Source organism: Chloroflexota bacterium (assembly GCA_018829775.1).
Taxonomy (GTDB): domain Bacteria; phylum Chloroflexota; class Dehalococcoidia; order Dehalococcoidales; family RBG-16-60-22; genus E44-bin89.
Window position 1 is genome coordinate 14,410 of the sequence record JAHJTL010000026.1, and the last position, 18,984, is coordinate 33,393.

At 51.8% G+C, this 18,984-nt stretch carries 18 protein-coding genes; 13 read left to right on the forward strand and 5 right to left on the reverse strand.

Annotation, left to right across the window (positions count from 1 at the left end):
• Position 1: 1 nt before the first annotated feature.
• The 5 genes from purD to KKD83_03010 form a co-directional block, all read right to left on the reverse strand.
• A complete protein-coding gene (purD, locus tag KKD83_02990) occupies positions 2 to 1,276 on the reverse strand; it encodes a phosphoribosylamine--glycine ligase (GenBank protein MBU2535117.1) in 1,275 nt (424 codons plus the stop codon).
• 29 nt (positions 1,277 to 1,305) lie between these two features.
• A complete protein-coding gene (guaA, locus tag KKD83_02995) occupies positions 1,306 to 2,991 on the reverse strand; it encodes a glutamine-hydrolyzing GMP synthase (GenBank protein ID MBU2535118.1) in 1,686 nt (561 codons plus the stop codon).
• A 246-nt stretch (positions 2,992 to 3,237) separates the two neighbouring features.
• Entirely contained in the window at positions 3,238 to 3,999 is a 762-nt protein-coding gene (locus KKD83_03000; GenBank protein MBU2535119.1) for an SDR family oxidoreductase, read from the reverse strand.
• A gap of 122 nt (positions 4,000 to 4,121) precedes the next feature.
• Positions 4,122 to 5,105 carry an MBL fold metallo-hydrolase gene (locus tag KKD83_03005; protein MBU2535120.1) on the reverse strand — a complete coding sequence of 328 codons (984 nt, stop codon included), beginning with the start codon at positions 5,103 to 5,105 and terminating at the stop codon, positions 4,122 to 4,124.
• Between the two features lie 170 nt (positions 5,106 to 5,275).
• Positions 5,276 to 6,433 carry an MFS transporter gene (locus KKD83_03010; GenBank protein ID MBU2535121.1) on the reverse strand — a complete coding sequence of 386 codons (1,158 nt, stop codon included), beginning with the start codon at positions 6,431 to 6,433 and terminating at the stop codon, positions 5,276 to 5,278.
• A 418-nt stretch (positions 6,434 to 6,851) separates the two neighbouring features.
• On the opposite strand from KKD83_03010, the gene tsaE reads away from it, so the two are divergent.
• The 13 genes from tsaE to KKD83_03075 all read left to right on the forward strand — a co-directional run bounded on the left by tsaE (position 6,852) and on the right by KKD83_03075 (position 18,976).
• Positions 6,852 to 7,304, forward strand: coding sequence for a tRNA (adenosine(37)-N6)-threonylcarbamoyltransferase complex ATPase subunit type 1 TsaE (gene tsaE, locus KKD83_03015; protein ID MBU2535122.1), 453 nt, complete (start codon positions 6,852 to 6,854; stop codon positions 7,302 to 7,304).
• The gene (gene tsaB / locus KKD83_03020; GenBank protein ID MBU2535123.1) at positions 7,304 to 8,011 is read left to right on the forward strand and encodes a tRNA (adenosine(37)-N6)-threonylcarbamoyltransferase complex dimerization subunit type 1 TsaB; all 708 of its coding nucleotides are present in this window, start codon (positions 7,304 to 7,306) and stop codon (positions 8,009 to 8,011) included. Before tsaE ends, tsaB begins: the two co-directional genes overlap by 1 nt.
• A gap of 11 nt (positions 8,012 to 8,022) precedes the next feature.
• Positions 8,023 to 9,042, forward strand: a complete 1,020-nt coding sequence (gene tsaD, locus KKD83_03025) for a tRNA (adenosine(37)-N6)-threonylcarbamoyltransferase complex transferase subunit TsaD (GenBank protein ID MBU2535124.1) — start codon at positions 8,023 to 8,025, stop codon at positions 9,040 to 9,042.
• Positions 9,032 to 9,703, forward strand: a complete 672-nt coding sequence (locus KKD83_03030) for a threonylcarbamoyl-AMP synthase (protein ID MBU2535125.1) — start codon at positions 9,032 to 9,034, stop codon at positions 9,701 to 9,703. The genes tsaD and KKD83_03030 overlap by 11 nt, the downstream gene beginning before the upstream one ends.
• 142 nt (positions 9,704 to 9,845) lie before the next feature.
• A complete protein-coding gene (ilvD, locus tag KKD83_03035; GenBank protein MBU2535126.1) occupies positions 9,846 to 11,522 on the forward strand; it encodes a dihydroxy-acid dehydratase in 1,677 nt (558 codons plus the stop codon).
• A 13-nt stretch (positions 11,523 to 11,535) separates the two neighbouring features.
• The gene (gene ilvB / locus KKD83_03040) at positions 11,536 to 13,260 is read left to right on the forward strand and encodes a biosynthetic-type acetolactate synthase large subunit (GenBank protein ID MBU2535127.1); all 1,725 of its coding nucleotides are present in this window, start codon (positions 11,536 to 11,538) and stop codon (positions 13,258 to 13,260) included.
• A 19-nt stretch (positions 13,261 to 13,279) separates the two neighbouring features.
• Entirely contained in the window at positions 13,280 to 13,555 is a 276-nt protein-coding gene (ilvN, locus tag KKD83_03045; protein ID MBU2535128.1) for an acetolactate synthase small subunit, read from the forward strand.
• A gap of 54 nt (positions 13,556 to 13,609) precedes the next feature.
• Positions 13,610 to 14,149 carry an acetolactate synthase small subunit gene (gene ilvN, locus KKD83_03050; protein MBU2535129.1) on the forward strand — a complete coding sequence of 180 codons (540 nt, stop codon included), beginning with the start codon at positions 13,610 to 13,612 and terminating at the stop codon, positions 14,147 to 14,149.
• Positions 14,150 to 14,224: 75 nt separating this feature from the next.
• Complete coding sequence (gene ilvC / locus KKD83_03055; protein MBU2535130.1) at positions 14,225 to 15,217, forward strand: ketol-acid reductoisomerase; 993 nt, start codon at positions 14,225 to 14,227, stop codon at positions 15,215 to 15,217.
• Positions 15,218 to 15,268: 51 nt separating this feature from the next.
• The gene (locus tag KKD83_03060; protein MBU2535131.1) at positions 15,269 to 16,789 is read left to right on the forward strand and encodes a 2-isopropylmalate synthase; all 1,521 of its coding nucleotides are present in this window, start codon (positions 15,269 to 15,271) and stop codon (positions 16,787 to 16,789) included.
• Positions 16,790 to 16,797: 8 nt separating this feature from the next.
• Positions 16,798 to 17,199, forward strand: a complete 402-nt coding sequence (locus tag KKD83_03065) for an MgtC/SapB family protein (protein ID MBU2535132.1) — start codon at positions 16,798 to 16,800, stop codon at positions 17,197 to 17,199.
• A 53-nt stretch (positions 17,200 to 17,252) separates the two neighbouring features.
• Complete coding sequence (leuC, locus tag KKD83_03070) at positions 17,253 to 18,509, forward strand: 3-isopropylmalate dehydratase large subunit (protein ID MBU2535133.1); 1,257 nt, start codon at positions 17,253 to 17,255, stop codon at positions 18,507 to 18,509.
• Positions 18,506 to 18,976 (forward strand): pyridoxamine 5'-phosphate oxidase family protein, encoded by a 471-nt coding sequence (locus tag KKD83_03075; GenBank protein ID MBU2535134.1) that lies wholly within the window; start codon positions 18,506 to 18,508, stop codon positions 18,974 to 18,976. The genes leuC and KKD83_03075 overlap by 4 nt, the downstream gene beginning before the upstream one ends.
• Positions 18,977 to 18,984: the final 8 nt, after the last annotated feature.

Consider the following 18,984-nt stretch of genomic DNA (forward strand, 5'->3'; position numbering starts at 1 on the left):
ATTAAGCTCCCTTATCTTTTATTTCCGCAATATCCCTGCGGTAGTGGCACCCTTCAAAATGGATACGTGCCATATTATTATATACTTTCTCCCTTGCTTCAGTGAGGTCCTTTCCGGTGGCCGATACGGTCAGGACTCTGCCGCCGCTGGTTACCACCTCACCTGGGGCTGACCCTGCTTTGGTGCCGGCGTGGAAAACCATGACATCTCTGTCGACCTCGTTCAGCCCGGAAATTGGAAACCCGGTCTGATAGCTCCCCGGATACCCGGCAGAGGCCATCACCACGCCAACGCAAGCTTCCTCGCTCCACTGTACCTGCACCTGGTCAAGTCTATTATCCACGACGGCTACAAAAATATCTACCAGGTCGGTGCGTAGCCTGGGCAGCACCACCTGCGTTTCCGGGTCACCGAACCGGGCATTAAATTCTAACACTTTTGGGCCGTTATTGGTAATCATCAAACCACTGTAAAGCACACCTTTATAAAGCCGGTTTTCCCTGCGCAGAGCTTTTACCGTCGGTTCCATGATGGTTTCCCTGACCGACGTTTCGAGTTGTGAATTGAGAAAATATGGCGGACTGTAGCTGCCCATACCGCCGGTATTGGGCCCACGGTCGCCGTCAAAGATACGTTTATAATCACAGGCAGGCACCATGGGAACGACGGCGGTGCCATCGGTGAAGGCGAACGCGCTCATCTCCCTGCCGGAAAGATACTCCTCCACCACTATCTGCTCTCCCGCCGTGCCCAGTGTTTTCGATTCCATAAAGCTGGCCAGAGCATCAAGGGCCTGCCCGGTGGATTCGGCAACGACGACGCCCTTCCCCGCCGCCAGCCCATCAGCCTTAATAACAACCGGCAGTGTCTGCCGTTTAACGTATTCTTTGGCCTGAGCGTAGTCGGAGAAGCTGGCGCTGCGGGCGCAGGGAATGTTGTATTTCTGCATCAGCTCTTTGGCGAATACCTTGCTGGCCTCAATCTGGGCGGCGTTCTGACTCGGTCCAAAGATAGACAGGCCTTCCTTATTAAAAACATCCACGATGCCCGCTGCCAGCGGTGCCTCCGGACCGACAACAATCAGGTCGACATTATTTTCCTTGACTGCCTTGAGCAGCGCTTCGATGTCGGTGGGGCTTATGGGTAGGTTATGGGCCTGCTGTGCCGTACCGGCGTTTCCCGGCGCGGCAAACAGCTCATTTACTTTCGGGCTCTGCGCCAGCTTCAAGACCAGTGTGTGCTCCCGTGCCCCACTCCCGACAACGAGTATTTTAATTTAACTTACCTCTTTATTTTAGTTAAGGTTTACTCCCACTCTATGGTTGAGGGTGGTTTGGAGGTTATATCCAAAACGACGCGGTTAACCTCGGGCACTTCGTTGACAATGCGATTTGAGATACGTGCCATGACATCATAGGGCATGCGTGCCCAGTCTGCAGTCATGGCGTCTTCACTGGTTACCGCGCGTATGGCAATCACGTGGCCGTATGTCCGGTAGTCGCCCATCACGCCCACACTGTGAACGCCGGGGAGGATGGCGAAACTCTGCCAGAGTTGGTGGTAAAGCTTCGCCTTCTTAATCTCATTCATGACGATGAAGTCGGCGCTGCGTAAAATCTCAAGTTTTTCCCAGGTTACCTCCCCGATGATGCGTATGGCCAGTCCGGGGCCGGGGAAGGGCTGCCGCCAGACCATTTCTTCGGGAAGGCCCAGCTCCAGCCCCACCTGGCGCACCTCATCCTTGAAGAGATATCGCAGCGGCTCAAGGAGTTTTAGGGTCATTCTGGCCGGCAGACCGCCAACATTGTGATGGGTCTTTATTTTAGCGGATATGCTGCTCACCGAGGATATGCTCTCAATAACGTCCGGATACAGCGTTCCCTGTGCAAGGAAATCAACCTTGCCCGCCTTATCCGCTTCTTCTTCAAAGACGTGGATAAACTCCTCGCCAATGACCTTGCGTTTCACTTCCGGGTCGATAACGCCTTTCAGGCGGGCGAGGAACCGGTCGGTCGCGTCAACGTAGCGAATATTCATGCCCAGGTTTTGCTGGAATACCTTGAGCGTTCTCTCCACTTCCTCGCGGCGCAGCAACCCGTTATTGACAAAGATGCAGGTAAGCTGGTCCCCAATGGCACGGTAAATAAGCGTGGCGACCACTGCCGAGTCGACGCCGCCGGAGAGGGCGCAGATGACCTTGCCATCGCCCACACTATCCTTGATTCGAGCGATGCTCTCATTGATGAAGCTGCCCATTGTCCAGTTGCCCTTGCAGCCACATACGTGGTACACAAAATTGCGCAATATAGTTTTCCCCTCCGGGGTGTGAGCGACCTCAGGGTGGAACTGGAGTCCGAAAATGCCGTCCCCATTGCCCATGACAGCAACGGGGGAGTTCTCCGTGTAGGCGATGGCATTGAAACCGGGCGGCATCTCTTCAATTTTGTCACCGTGGCTCATCCAGACCGGTGTGGACTCGGGTAAATCGGCAAACAGTGGCGACTCGGGGTTGCTCAAATGGAGGACGGCGTGGCCGTACTCGCGCTTTGTTCCCGGGGCTACCACACCGCCGAGTTGCCTGGCGATAACTCCCATACCGTAGCAGATACCAAGCACCGGCAAATGGCTTTCGTAGATATAAGATGGGGCCAGCGGGGCATTTGGCTCGTAAACGCTCCTTGGTCCGCCGGAAAGAATGAAGCCCCGGGGATTGAGCGGGGCTATCTTTTCCCAGGGGGCGTCATGGGGTACCAGTTCGCAGTAAACCTGGCACTCGCGCACGCGACGTGCGATAAGCAAACTATACTGGGAGCCAAAATCGATAACAATGATTGCTTCGCGTTCCGCTCCGGAGACCGCTTCCTCGGTCACCGACGGTTGTTCTCCGCCTATCTTTGTGGCAATTTCGAGGTAAGTGGAGACTTCAATGTCGCCGGTGGTTGCGATGCGGAGACCCCTGTCTGCAGCTGGTTTTGCCTTCCTCTTCACCATAATTATAGAACACAGATTACCATAAAGTGAACCATTTGACAATATGGGCGATTGTCTATTCTTTTGGGAACTGAATTCTTGTATTGACGAGGTAATTGTTTGAATTATGTTGTCATGGCAACGAGTTTTGGCATTGTCAGGACAATCACTGAAATACTTAGCTAATAACAAAATGGACTTAAAAAATCGGGTTCAACTTTAATTTAAAATATTTAAGCCCTTTCCTTTAAGTCATTTTAATACTTTTTAACAGATGGATGTGCCTCCGTCTGCGAATAATATCTGGCCAGTAACAAAATCAGACTCATCTGATGCTAAAAATAAGGCGGCGCTTACACAATCTGATGGATAGCCTGGCCTTCCTTTAGGTATAGACTTGACTATCTCAGCTAAATCATCTGGATGCTCTTCGAAGTGTTTGCGGTTAAATTCTGTGATGACGGTGCCAGGGGCTATGGCATTGACCGTTATGTTGTGTTTTCCCCATTCATAAGCGAAAACTCGAGTTAAATTGGAAACCCCTCCCTTTGATATGGCATAGACAGATCGGTTTGGTGCCATTTTTTGAGACCGCAAAGAAGAAATATTGATTATTCTTCCTTTTTTCTGTCGAATCATTTCCCTGCCAGCGATCTGGCAGCAAAAGAAAAGTCCTTTTAGATTGGTATTTATAACATATTCCCAATCCTCTTCGGTGATATTCTCTACTGGTTTTCTTACCATAGCGCCTGCGCTGTTGACCAGGATATCTATTCGTTTAAAGTCATTTATGACTTGTGAAATTAAGGATTCTACTGAAGATCTATTAGTGATGTCAGTGGGAATAGCTACAGCTTGAAATCCGTCTTTCTTTAAAGATTTGGCCGCTCTCTGTCCATTCTCAATATTACGGTTTGCAATAATGATGGTAGCTCCGGCAGCCGCCAGTCCTTTAGCTATTGCAAAGCCAATCCCTTGACTACCACCTATAATTAAGGCGACTTTTTCAGATAAATCGAAAGTTTTCATTTCTAAATCCTCCTTATCTAATTAAACTGATGGCGTGAATTGGCTTTCTAAATCTTTTGCTCCAATATACCTTAATCCTTTCAAGGATTTCCATTTAATCATTTGCTTCCTTATCATAGTTATCAGGTGAGCGAGTATAAAATCTTATTGTTTTCATAAGCGCTCCTTACGGCGCCTTTCTTTTCGAGGTATTTGAGATGGGCCATCGTTTCTCCAACGGCAAACCATTTCTGGGCGGCTGGGAAATCATCCCATGAACGGCACTTCAAATTCCAGGTTACATACGGTGCTATTTGAAAGGCTGTTTTCTTTTCACTTTCAAGAGCAGAGAGAACCTCATTTAACCTGGCTTGATGATGGGCTCGAAGTTCTATTATCCTTTTTCTCAGGTTACTCCCTGCTTTTCGGTGACCTGGTAATACAATATCAGCTTCCAGGTTATATACTTTGTCCAAGCTGGCTAAATACTCGTTAAGTGAATTTCCCATCTCGGGCCAGTACGTTATGTTGGGAGTGATGTCAAAAAGAATATGGTCTCCGGAAAGCAACACTTTATTATTATGCTCGTAAAGACACATATGGCCTGGAGAGTGCCCCGGGGTTTCAATGCAGCTAAATGAGTAATCTCCGATTTCAAGAACATCACCTTCCCTCAAAACGATGAAAGCGATGCGTTGCTTTAAGCCATAACGATGAAATGGATGGTTCTTTATTGCTTCCTCAAGTTCAGCTTTGGGAAAGCCGTTTGACGTATAGAAAGCGTAACGGTCTTGCCAGCGTTTTCCCTCTTCAGATTTATCAGCATTGACTATGTGTGCTTCTTTCTGATTAAAGTAAACTCTTGATGTATCAGTTATTAAGTCAGCTACCAGCCCCAAGTGGTCTACGTGCAAATGAGTTATAAAGAAATCAGTATGGGTTAAATCTACCCCCAATTCTTCCAGACTGGCCAACATTTCTCTCTTGCATTCTTCCCGGTTCTGCCCGGTATCAATGAGCAAGTGACGCCCCTCGCCTTTAACGAGGTAAGAATTGAGAGCCTTTAGCGGGCTTCGGGGAAGAGGAATTTCTATACGATATATGTTTGGTAGAACTTGCTCGATCATCGCTTTCTCTCTTAATCCTACGACTCATTCGTGGCTATTGTCTAGCAATCATGTCATACTACATTTAAATGTAGGTAAGTAATCCAGCAATTCGTCATCTTGTAACCACTATTTTACTGCTTCTCCAGGGTCTAAATCCAAGGATTAAAAAGGTTAGTTTTTACCTTTTATTAGTTAGATTCAGACGGTGCTTTTAGTAATAATGTCATCATAAAAATGATTAGGCTCAAACCTGCAAGAAAAACTGCTCCGGCGAGGAAAGTCCCGGTCAAATCAGCGAGGGTTCCCATTAATAGCGGCCCTGTAAATCCTCCAACCTCAGCAACACAAAAGAATATGCCCCCCGCTAGTCCCATATGCCTTTCGCCTACTTCTGGGGTTTCCATCAATATGAGTATCACAATGGGAAACAGGGACGTACCGGCAATACCGAACAATGCTAATCCCACAAATAGGGGGAAGTCCAATGTATTCACCGACACTAAAAGTGTTACAGCTACTACCAAAGATAGGAGGGCTAGAAGCCGTCCCCTTAGGTGTGGTGGAACCAGCCTGGGAATAATCAAAACTGCTGGAATCCCGGCAATGACGGGTATAGAAGCCATAAATCCAGCCGTTGTTGGCGACATACCGCCGCTTTCCATAATCTTGGGAAGCCAGTTAGTAAAGCCATGCATAATAGCGAATGATAAAAGTCCCATTATCAGAATAAGACGGACGTTCCGTATTTTGATGAGCCTACTGAAGACTTTGCCGATACTTTCACTTTCTGTAGCCTCGGTTGGTTTGATATCTCTGGCCAGGAACCACCACAGCAATGCTATGATTAAGGCCAGGAAGCCATAGTAAACAAAGGTAAGTCTCCAGCTATATCCCGTTATAGGCATGACAAAACTATTTGTCGCAGCCAGAGCGAACAGGCCTCCAATCCAGGGCCCAGTTGTATAGATACCGACTGCTGTCCCACGACCTTTTCCCCTGAACCAACTAGCAATCGTTTTAGGTGCACCTATAGATATTAGGGGACCACCAATGCCGAAGATAGCTACAACGGGTAAAAAACTGCCAAATCCATTGGGGAAATAGCGTAAAGCTGCCGATAAGCCAATGATGACGGTACCGATGAAAAGAGATTTCCGCATGCCCCATTTATCAATAATGGTGCCAGCTATTATAGCAACAACTATATAGGTCAGTTGCCAGGAACCCAGGATAATGCCCATCTGACTGTAAGACATGTTAAGGTCATCGAGGATTGGTGTGACGAGAGGAGATATCGAGCGATTGACTAGGCCGAAAGCAACATATAGAAGCCATACAAGGGTCAAGATGACCCACCGATAAGGTTTCAGATAGGGCTCTATTCTATGCTTGTCAAGCAAGGGTGAACCTGCTCCAGAAGTACTCAGATTTCAGTATATAATATCCTCAGATAAATGTACCAAAGTGGTAGTGGATGTCAAGTCGAGTCCAGGTTGAATATGGTGTTCACAAGGTGGCAATGTTAGCGTGTCACAGCGTATTTTCGGTCATTCAAATTTGGCAACTACTCAAAAATTATCTATCTGGAAGAGCAAGACCTCCCCACTGACAATGAACACTGGAATCCTTTTGTTTCGAAAACTGACGGCAGAATATCAATCACTGACGACAAGTTAACATTATGATATACTATCATCAAGGGGAATAACAAACCGCTTTTAAACAATGGCAGCTTCAAAAACCGCTAAAAAGACGCACGTTTTTTTGAGCAATGGCCCGGCCGCTACGCTTCGCTTTGGTAAGCGGTTGGGTGAAAAGATAGCCACGGGAGGTGTTATTGCTCTGATTGGGGAGCTTGGCTGCGGCAAGACGCTTTTCACCCGGGGGTTCTGCACCGGACTGGGTGTTTCGGAAAAGGAGGTCACCAGTCCCACCTTTGCTTTTGTCAATGAGTATAGGGGGAGGCTTCACGTCTATCACGTTGACCTGTATCGTATTGATAATATAGAAGTCGGGTTTGAAATTGGAATGCTCGATTATCTGGCACAGGCGGAGACGAGTGTCATTGTGCTGGAATGGGCGGAAAAGGTGCTTCCTCTCCTGCCTGAAGACTATCTGCAGGTGCAATTCGAGGTGCTTTCTCCACAGAGGCGCAGGCTGGAATTCACCGGTTTTGGGGAGAGGTCGAGCGCTCTTCTCAGGGAGCTCGAAGGCTGATGCTGGTACTCGGTCTTGATACCTCGGGTTATGCCAACGCCATCGGTGTGGCCGAAGGTGAGCGCGTTCTGGCCGATTCCGTTTTCGAGACCAGGAAAGCGTCGTTGTCTCAAATAATGCTCAATGTCGATAGCGTGCTCAGGGAAGCCAAACTCAGCCTTGAAGATATTGAAGGATTCGGCGTTGGTCTGGGGCCGGGCTCCTGGACGGGTATAAGAATAGGGGTGACGGTGGGCAAGATGCTCGCCTACTGCACAGGCAAGTCGATTAAGGGTATTTCCACACTTGAAGTGCTTGCCTACCACGCCCGCGATAGCCGTACGCTTATTTGCCCCATTGTTGACGCCGGTGCCGGAGGGGCAATATATGCGGCATTCTACCGCAGTGGCAATAACGAAATCAATCAGGTAAGTGAGTACTACGTTGGCGACATTCCCGGCCTGGCCGAGTTGATAAGAGAGCCCACGGTGCTGGTGGCTACCGGCGCACAGAAATACCGGAGTGCTTTAAGCCAGCTAATGAAATCGAATGCCATTGAAGCGCTGGAAAGCGTTCCCAGTGGGGTTAGCGTGGCATTGCTGGCGGCGGCTCGCCTCGAAAACGGGGAGCATGATGATACACTGGCGCTGGCACCACTGTACCTGAAAGAATCGACAGCACGGGCTTTTGTCAATAAATATAGAAGGCGTGTTCAGGCGGCGCCGTAAGGGTAACCAAGATGCTGGTATTGGGTATTGAGACTTCCTGCGATGAAACATCGGCGGCGCTGGTGGCTGATGGCAGGACGCTGCTGTCAAATATCATTGCCAATCAGCTGGACCTGCATAGTAAATATGGGGGCGTTGTCCCCGAGATTGCGGCGCGGCGCCATACCGAGCTTATCGGCTATGTTATCAATGAGGCGCTTGACGCCGGGGAAAAAACCTTGCGTGACGTGGAGGCGGTGGCGGTAACGGCGAAACAGGGACTGGTCGGCTCTTTAGTGGTCGGGGCGGCGGCGGCAAAGACGCTCAGCTACGCGTTGCAAGTTCCTCTTATCGGGGTGCATCACATCGAAGGGCATATCTTCGCCAATCTGCTGAGCAATCCTGAAATACCGTTCCCCCATGTCTGTTTGACGGTGTCCGGCGGCCATACCTTGCTGGTATACATTCGGGACTACTGCCAGTATGAGCTGCTTGGCGGCACGGTTGATGACGCCGCCGGTGAAGCTTTTGACAAGATTGCCAAGTTTCTCGACCTCGGTTTTCCCGGAGGCCCGATTATAGACCGCCTGGCTGCAGAAGGAAACAGAAAAGCCTTTGCTTTTCCAAGGCCGTTGCTAAAGGCCAAGACATATTATTTCAGCTTCAGCGGCCTGAAAACGGCCGTCATCAACGCCTTCAAGCACCAGCTTGCCCGTGATGAAGCACTGCCACTGGAAGATATTGCTGCCAGCTTTCAGGAAGCCGTGGTGGATGTGCTGGTGGCAAAGACGATGCGTGCCGCCAAGCAGCGTGAAGTATCCGCTGTCAGCGTTACCGGAGGGGTTTCGGCCAATCGGCGATTGAGAGAAGTGTTTACGAATATCTGTAACAGGGAGGGCATCAAGGTATATTTCCCAGCCCTCTCATTGTGCACGGATAATGCAGCCATGATTGCGGCGGCCGGCCATGCCAGACTGATGCTGAATCAGGCAGATGACCTGTCCCTTGATGTAATTCCCAATGTGCCCCTTGAGGTGCAATATGCGGGTTGAGATTGAAGAGGTCAATCCCGGGAAACCATCGGTACGGTTATTGAAGAAAGCGGCGCGTCTTATCCGCAAAGGCGCTGTGATAGTGTGCCCCACCGATACCGGGTACGCGCTGGCAGCTAATGCCCTTGATGCCAAAGCCATCGTCAAGGTCTTCAATCTCAAGGGACGCGATTACTCCAACCCGATTCACGTGGCCGTCAGTTCACTGGAAATGGCAGGAAGATATGCCCACGTCAGTCCTGAGGCGGAGCGACTGGCGCACAGTTTCCTGCCCGGTGCTTTAACGCTGGTACTGCCCAAGAGAGAAATCGTCCCGTCCCTGCTGGTTGCCGGGCGCGATACGGTCGGTATCAGAATCCCGGATAATAAGGTGATACTGGACTTGGCTACCATAACCGACCTGCCCATTACAGTGACGAGCGCCAATGCCAGCGGACAGCCGACGCCATACTCGGTGACGGAAGTGCTCAACCTGCTCGGGGAGGCGGCGGAACAGGTTGCCCTGATTCTGGACCAGGGTTCGATACCATCACACGAGCTCTCCACAATCGTTGATTTGACTGTCAGTCCACCCCAGCTTCTGAGGCAGGGACTGGTCAGCTGGCTGGAGATACGGCAGGTACTGCAGTCGCTTCCGGACTCCAGCTCAGGGCAGGAGTGACCAGCCACACACTCGCCAGTTTGACAATTTAATTCATTCTATGCTATTTTGTGATACGGGCTACTGCGGTTTTTCACGTGTATTTGGTCCGTGCGTATGTAGCCGTCATTTTTTTTAGACCAGCTAGAATGGAGAACCGGACGTGAAGAGTGATGTCGTCAAGAAAGGAATAGAAAGAGCGCCACACCGCTCTCTGCTGTACGCCCTGGGCTGCAATCGCTCCGAAATGGACAAGCCGTTTATCGGCATTATTAACAGCTACAGCGAGATTGTTCCCGGGCACATCCATCTGCGTGATATTGCGCAGGCGGTAAAAGCGGGCGTACGGGAAGGAGGCGGCGTCCCCTTTGAGGTCAACACCATCGCCGTGTGTGACGGCATCGGTATGAACCATCCGGGAATGAAATACAGCCTGCCCAGTCGGGAGCTTATTGCCGATTCAGCAGAAACGGTAGCTGAGGCACATGCCTTCGATGCGCTCGTTTTCATTTCGAACTGCGACAAGATAGTTCCCGGTATGCTCATGGCAGCAGCAAGGTTGAATGTTCCATCGATTTTTATTAGCGGCGGGCCCATGCTGTCAAGTCGGTTTGGCGACGATGGCCGAAAAATCGACCTCATCTCGGTCTTCGAAGGAGTGGGCGAGGTTCTCAGTGGCAAGATGAGCGAAGAGGAACTGGGACGGATGGAGCAGGTCGCCTGTCCCGGCTGCGGGAGTTGTGCCGGCATGTTTACCGCCAACACCATGAACTGCCTGATTGAAGTACTGGGAATAGGGCTGCCGGGCAATGGCACTATCCCGGCGGTTGATGCCAGGCGGCGGGGTCTGGCAAGGGATGCCGGGCGCGCCGTGATGAGATTGCTGGCGGACAACGTTCGACCCCGTGATTTAATCAATAAGGAATCCATTTACAATGCCCTGACCGTCGATATGGCGCTTGGCGCCAGTACCAACTCGGTGCTGCACCTGATGGCCATTGCCCACGAGGCGGGCGTTGCCTTTCCGCTGACGCTGGTCAATGAGATAAGCCAGCAGACACCGTGTCTCTGCAAGCTGGCACCGGCATATATAGAGGGGAAAACCAAATACCATATTGAGGACCTGGACCGTGCCGGCGGCATACCGGCGGTGATGAATGAAATAAAAGGCCTTTTAAAACTTAATCTGAAATCGGTGACGGGCAAGACGATGGCCGAGAACATCGCTGGCAGCAGGATACTGGATAGCAATGTAATTCACCCGGTCGATAACGCGTTTGCTTCGACTGGTGGGCTGGCGATACTTTTTGGCAACCTGGCTCCGGATGGTGCTGTGGTGCGAAGGTCGGCGGTGGCCCCGGAAATGCTGTCGCATCGCGGACCGGCCAGGGTATTTGACTCGGAAGAAGAAGCAACCAGGGCCATTATGGGCCACAAAATAAAAGAGGGCGATGTGATTGTAATTCGCTACGAAGGGCCGAAAGGCGGCCCGGGAATGAGGGAAATGCTCACTCCCACCTCTCTTCTGAGTGGTCTGGGAACAGATAACAAGGTTGCTCTCATCACCGATGGGCGCTTTTCCGGCGGTTCCCGTGGTGCCGCCATCGGTCACGTGTCTCCCGAGGCGGCAAGTCGGGGCCCGATAGCCGCGCTGAAAGATGGGGACATTATTGTTATCGATATTCCCAATTACAAGCTGGCGGTGGAACTGACGGATGAGGAAATGAAACGCCGTTTGGCACAATTGCCGGCGTTCGAACCGAAGGTGAAATCCGGTTATCTCAAATATTATGCAGAGAAAGTTTGCTCAGCGAGTACCGGAGCTGTATTCGGAGGCTAGAGGGAGGCTTGCCATGAAGCTGACAGGTGCACAGATTTTATGTGAAAGCTTGATAAAAGAAGGGGTGGATGTTATTTTTGGTTTTCCTGGGGGAGCGGTTATTCCACTCTATGACACGCTGCCGCAGTATCCTCAGCTACGGCATATTCTGGTGCGCCATGAACAGGGAGCCGCCCACGCTGCTGACGGCTACGCCCGGGCAACGGGAAAGGTAGGAGTATGCTTCGCTACATCCGGTCCCGGAGCGACCAACCTGGTAACCGGCATTGCCAATGCTTTTCTTGATTCAGTCCCGATAATCGCGGTAACAGGCCAGGTCCGACGGGACTTCATTGGCCGCGATGCCTTTCAGGAAACAGACATCACCGGTATAACATTGCCCATTACCAAACAGAACTATCTGGTTATGGACGTAGATGATCTGGCAGCGATAATCAAGGAGGCCTTTCATCTGGCCCATACCGGGCGTCCCGGCCCCGTATTGATCGATATACCTCGTGATGTATTTCTAGAGCAGACCGATTTCAGCTATCCGGATAAAATAGATTTGCCCGGCTACAAGCCAACGCTACAGGGCCATCCCACGCAAATCAAGAAGGCCGCCAAAATGATAAACGAGGCCAAGCGTCCCATTATCATTGCCGGTAGAGGGGTCAATATTTCAAAAGCGTACAGCGAGCTGAGACAGTTGGCGGAAACGGCGCAGATACCGGTGATGACTACCTTACTTGGCATTGGCTGCTTCCCGGAGGAGCATGCTCTCAGCTATGGTATGGTCGGTATGCACGGAATGGTCTATGCCAATTATGCCATCGAGAGCGCTGATGTGCTCATCGCCATTGGTATGCGATTTGATGACAGGGTGACGGGAAAGATAAGCGCGTTTGCTCCTCACGCCCATATCATACACATTGATATTGACCCGGCGGAAATCGGCAAGAACGTCCGCGTGGACGTACCCATCGTGGGTGATGTCAAGATGGTCTTACAGACGCTGAACAAGCAGATTACACCGGTTGGCCACCTTGACTGGGTCAACCAGCTGGATGATTGGCGGAGAGAACACCCGTCAATTGATATCAGGGATGACGATGGGCTTTTGCCTCAGTACGTGGTCCGCCAGATATATGAAATAACCAGAGGCGAAGCGATTGTTGTCACTGGAGTTGGACAGCATCAGATGTGGGCGGCGCAGCACTACTTTTTCAATAAGCCCAATACGCTGATTTCTTCCGGCGGTCTTGGTGCCATGGGATTTGGCCTGCCTGCGGCCATGGGAGCTCAAATTGGCTGTCCCGATACCGTGGTGTGGTGCATTGATGGCGATGGCAGTTTCCAGATGACCATTCAGGAGCTGGGCACCGTTGTTCAGGAAGGGGCACCGGTCAAGATAGCCATCATCAATAACGGATTTCTGGGGATGGTCCGGCAGTGGCAACAGCTGTTCTACAAAGGACGGTACGTAGCCACGCCGATATCTTGCCCTGACTTTGTTAAAATTGCCGATGGGTACTATATGCCCGCGTTACGGGTTAAGCGCCGGGAGGAAGTAATCCCGGCAATTAAGCAGGCGATGGCGCACGATGGGCCGTTCCTTATCGATTTTATGGTGGAGCCGGAAGAGAACGTTTACCCGATGATGCCACCCGGGGCAACGGTCGCCGAGATTATTGAGGAGCCCAAGCAACCGGTAAAGGCCATTTCCGACTCTAAAAGACTGAAAGTGAGCAATATTTAAGCTCGGAGAAGGTGGCAAAATGGCACCGACGAAACACATATTGCTGGCACTGGTAGAGGATAAACCCGGTGTTTTGAACCGGATGTCAAACGTCTTCCGAAGACGTGGTTTCAATATCCACAGCGTAAATGTACTGGAAACCATTGAAACTGAGGATAGCGGGCGACCCGGTCTGACCAGGGTTGCCATTGTCGTCTCTGGCTCGGCGGTGATTTTGGGCCAGGTTCGAAAGCAGCTGGAAAAAATAGTCGATGTGGTAAAGGTCCTGGATATCACCACCGAAGACGTGGCGTGAGGCGAGGAAGAAAGCCCTTCACGGGACTAAATTCGGAGACGGTATTTATCAAAGATGAGGCACACTCTTGTTGCGCTGGTTGAGGACAAGCCCGGGGTACTGACCCGCATGGCCAGCCTGTTTCGAAGGCGGGGCTTCAATATTGAAAGCATTGCCGTGGGACACAGCGAGTTGCCCAACTTGTCCCGCATGACCATCGTGGTTAATGGTGGGGCCAATATCCTGGAGCAGGTAAGAAAGCAATTGAGCAAGGTGGTCAACGTGGTCAAGGTGGCTGACGTTACGGCGGACAATATCACGGTGAGAGAACTTGCGTTGATAAAGGTAAAGGCGACTTCCTCAACCCGCAGTGAAATAATTGAGATTGCCGATATCTTCCGTGCTAATATTGTCGATGTGGCTTCTGATTCGCTGACTGTCGAGATCACCGGAGACGAGGATAAAGTTGATTCTATGCTGAAGCTGCTGCGTGGCTTTGGGGTCAAGGAAGTGGCACGAACCGGCCGTATCGCCATGCTGAGGGGGAGCATCAGCCAGCTGCGTGTTGAAGAGAAAACATCAAAAACTAGAAAGGGAGGGTATAACTTATTGTAAATAAGTTTTTAGCCTGAATTGGCGCGGATATAACAGGCGCGCGAAAATGATAAAGGAGGTTAAGTAAAAAGGGACATGGCTAAGGTGTACTACGAAAAAGACGTTAATCTCGAACTGTTGAAAGGTAAGACAATCGCCGTTATCGGCTACGGCAACCAGGGGCGCGGCCAGTCACTGAACCTTAAGGATAGCGGCTTTGAAGCGATTGTAGGACTCCAGGAAGGCAGTAAGAGCAAGGCGAGAGCTGAAGCTGACGGTGTTAAGGTAGCCTCGGTGGCAGAAGCGTCAAAAGCGGCGGAAATCGTCATGCTGCTGGCCCCGGATACCATGCACCAGAGAATCTACAATCAGCATATCGCACCGGGACTATCCAAGGGCAATATGCTTATGGTTTCCCATGGCTTCACCATCCATTACAGCCAGGTCGTGCCATCGCCAGACATCGATGTAACCATGATAGCGCCCAAGAGCCCGGGCATCTTGCTCCGCGAGTTCTTTACCCAGGGACAAGGCGTACCCGCGCTGATAGCAGTCCATCAGGATGCTTCCGGCCAGGCGAAGGATAAAGCGCTGGCCTACTCAGCGGCCATCGGTTGTGCCCGTGCCGGAGTCCTGGAAACAACCTTCGCCGAGGAAACCGAGACCGACCTCTTCGGCGAGCAAACGATACTCTGTGGCGGTGTTACGGCTCTCCTCAAAGCTACCTTCGAGACGCTGGTGGAGGCTGGCTATCAGCCTGAGCTGGCTTACTTCGAGTGCCTCCACGAACTCAAGCTCATTGTCGACCTTATCTACAAAGGCGGCATCAGCCTTATGCGTGACTCGGTTAGCCATACCGCTCGGTACGGTGATATAACCAGAGGGCCAAGGGTAATTGATGAAGGGGTGAGAGAGAATTTATGGGAGATCCTGGGCGAGATTCAGGACGGCACCTTCGCCCGGGAGTGGATTCTGGAGAACCAGGCTGGTATGCCGGTATTCAACGCGCTCACGCGCAAGGACAGAGAGCATCCTATTGAGATAGTCGGCGCCGAGCTGCGGAAGATGATGCCGTGGCTTGCCAAGTAGAGAGATACACTACCGATAATTTAATAATGCACTAGGTAATGGGGGAGCGAGATGGACAAAGTAATTATCTTTGACACCACACTGCGCGATGGTGAACAGGCAGCCGGCGGCAGCCTGAACCTTAAGGAGAAGCTGGAAATCGCCAGGCAGCTTGAGAAGCTCGGTGTGGATGTCATCGAAGCTGGCTTCCCCATCAGTTCACCGGGCGATTTTGAGTCGGTGAAGTTCATCGCTCAGGAGGTGCGTGGAAGTATCATATGCGGCCTGGCACGGGCGAATCCGAATGACGTTGACCGTGCCTGGGAAGCAATTAAGGGTGCTGCCCATCCTCGTATTCACGTATTCGTATCTTCATCGGATATCCACCTCATGCACGTGCTGAAAAAGGACCGCGATGAAATTCTGCAGCTAACGCGCGATATGGTGGCCCGGGCGAAGAGTTACACCGACGACATTGAGTTCTCGCCGATGGACGCCAGCCGGACCGAGCCGGCCTATCTGTACCAGATACTTCAGGTGGCCATCGAGGCTGGCGCCAATACGCTCAATATCACTGATACCATGGGCTATTCCATTCCGGAAGAGTTCGGCAAGCTCATCGATGGCATCTTCCACAACGTTCCGGGTATCGATAAGACAATTATCAGCGTTCACTGCCACGATGACCTTGGTCTGTCGGTGGCAAATAGCCTGGAGGCCGTCAGGCGCGGGGCCAGGCAGGTGGAGTGCACTATCAACGGCATCGGGGAGCGGGCGGGTAATGCGTCGCTTGAGGAAATCGTGATGGCCATCAAGACCCGCAGTGACCTATTCAACCTCGGCACCGGTATTGATACCAGGCAAATCTATAAAACCAGCCGGATGGTCAGCGAGCTGACCGGTTTTTCCGTGCAGCCGAATAAAGCCATCGTTGGCGCCAATGCCTTCCGGCATGAGTCGGGGATACACCAGGACGGGGTTATCAAGATGCCCATCACCTTTGAAATTATCGACCCCAAAACCGTAGGCATACCAGCGAGCAGCCTGGTGCTGGGCAAGTTAAGCGGTCGTCATGCCCTGCGTGAGAGGCTGGCTGAACTGGGTTACAGTCTGGAAGATGAAGACTTCAGTCGCGTCTTTCGCGCCTTCAAAGAGCTGGCGGATAAAAAGAAAGAAGTAACCGACCGGGATGTCGAATCGCTGGTTGCCGAGGAGCAGCGCACGGTTTCAGAGCTCTATCACCTTGATCGAATTCAGATATCCTGCGGCGACCGTGGCATTCCAACGGCATCGGTGGTGCTAATCGGCTCTGGGGGAGAAGCGTTATCTGATGCTGCACTGGGCAGCGGGCCGGTTGATGCTGCTTTTAAGGCAATCGATAAAATAGTGAAAGTGCCCAACACACTCACCGAATTCAGTATCAAATCGATTACCGAGGGCATTGACGCCATCGGTGAGGTGCTGTGCCGGATTGAGAGTGATGGCGTTACCTACACCGGTCGGGGGGCAGACACAGATATCATGGTAGCGAGTGCCAAGGCGTACATGAATGCCCTCAATCGTTTGCTGGCCGGCAAGAAAAAAGCTGGGTAGGTGCTGAGATGCCTATCGAACTGGAAATGGTGCTGCGTCTCCTGCTGGCCGCTGCTCTGGGAGCGATTATTGGGTACCAGCGGGAAAGGGCGGGAAAACAGGCGGGGCTGAGAACACATATTCTCATCTCGGTCGGTGCCGCTCTTATCTCCCTACTTTCCATTTATGGTTTTGGTGCTGCCAGTGACCCGGCCAGGGTGGCTGCTGGCGTGGTGGTCGGCGTTGGTTTTCTGGGAGCTGGCGTTATCCTGCACCGTCAGGGAGGCATTGTTGCCGGCCTGACCACGGCGGCTACAATCTGGGTGGTAGCCGGGATAGGCCTTGCCGCTGGCACCGGTTTGTATATTGTTGCGGCGGTAGCTACGGCTCTTGTTCTCGGCGTACTGATAATGCCTCGCTGGATAGGATAAACTTCATTAGGAACACACAAAAATGGCTGAAGGAAGGGAATAAGGGAATAGAGATGAATCTGGCTGAGAAGATACTGGCGGCGCATACGGACCGGAAGAAGGTGAGTCCTGGAGAATTCGTCAATGCCAAGGTAGATGTGATTCTCGGCAATGATATAACGGCACCGATTGCTATCAAGGAATTCCAGAAAATCGGCGTGAGCCGTGTCTTCGACCCGAAGAAAGTCGTGATGGTGCTCGACCACTTCATGCCCACCCGGGACATCGCCTCCGCTGAAATCGCCAAGATGATGCGCGAGTTTTGCGGCGAACAGAAGGCGGTGTTCTTTGAAATCGGTAAGGCGGGAATTGAGCATGTTCTGCTGCCAGAGCAGGGCATTGTGCTTCCCGGTCAGGTGGTCATAGGCGGCGATTCACATACCTGCACCTACGGGGCGGTGGGTGCCTTTGCCACCGGCGTGGGCTCAACCGATATGGCCGCGGCCATGGCGACCGGTGACCTGTGGATGAAAGTCCCCCAGACTATTAAATTTATCTACCATGGTAATCTGGGAAAATGGGTGTCGGGGAAGGACCTCATCCTCCACACCATCGGTGACATTGGTGTTGACGGTGCACTCTATTCGGCGATGGAGTTCACGGGAGAGGCAATCGATGCTCTGCCCATAGACGGGCGGTTCACCATGGCCAATATGGCCATTGAAGCCGGGGGCAAGGCGGGACTTTTCCGGGTGGACAATAAAACACAACTTTACATAAAATCCAGGGCACAGGGTCCATATAACGTGTATGAGCCTGACCCCGATGCTGAATATGCCAAGGTCATTGAGTATGACGTCACGGGGCTGGAACCGCAGGTGGCATTTCCTCATTCGCCGGCCAATGCCAGGCCGGTCACTCAGGCGGGGGACATAAAAATCGACCAGGCAATTATCGGCAGCTGCACCAATGGCAGAATTGATGATTTAAGGGTTGCCGCTCAGATATTGAAAGGGAAGAAGGTGCATCCCAGCGTACGATGCATAGTTATTCCAGGGTCCCAGCAGGTATATGCTGAAGCTTTAAACGAAGGGCTTATTGCGGTATTTATTGAAGCCGATGCTGCGGTAAGCACGCCTACCTGTGGCCCGTGCTTCGGTGGGCACACCGGCGTGCTGGCGGGAGGCGAGCGATGTATATCCACCACCAACCGCAACTTCGTTGGCCGAATGGGGCATCCCAAATCGGAGGTATATCTCGCCAATCCGGCGGTTGCCGCCGCCAGCGCCGTAACCGGCAGAATCAGCCATCCGGATGAGGTTGTTAAATGAAACGGGCCATGCGGAAAAAAGAGAAGGAAATCACCGACGCCGCTGAGCTTGAGCAGATTATAAAGCAGGCAAGAGTATGCCGGCTCGGTTTCGTGGATGGCAACGAGCCTTACGTGGTGCCGGTCTGCTTCGGCTACGAAGATAACGCCTTTTATTTTCACTGCGCGCCGGAAGGCCGCAAAATCGACCTTATCAAAAAGAACAACCAGATCTGCGTGGAAGTAGAGGCTGATGTTCAGGTTATCAATGCCGAGAAACCCTGCGGCTGGTCAACGAAGTACCGGAGCGTTATCGGCGTGGGCCGGGCGCATATTCTGGAAAATGAGGAAGACAAAATCCGTGGTTTGACGGCGCTTATGCGGCAGTTCGGGGATAAGGAGCCGGACATTGAATTTGAGAAGGCCGACCGCGCCGCGGTGGTGAGAATCGATATTGAACATATCGCCGGCAAGAAATCGGGGTACTGAGAAATACG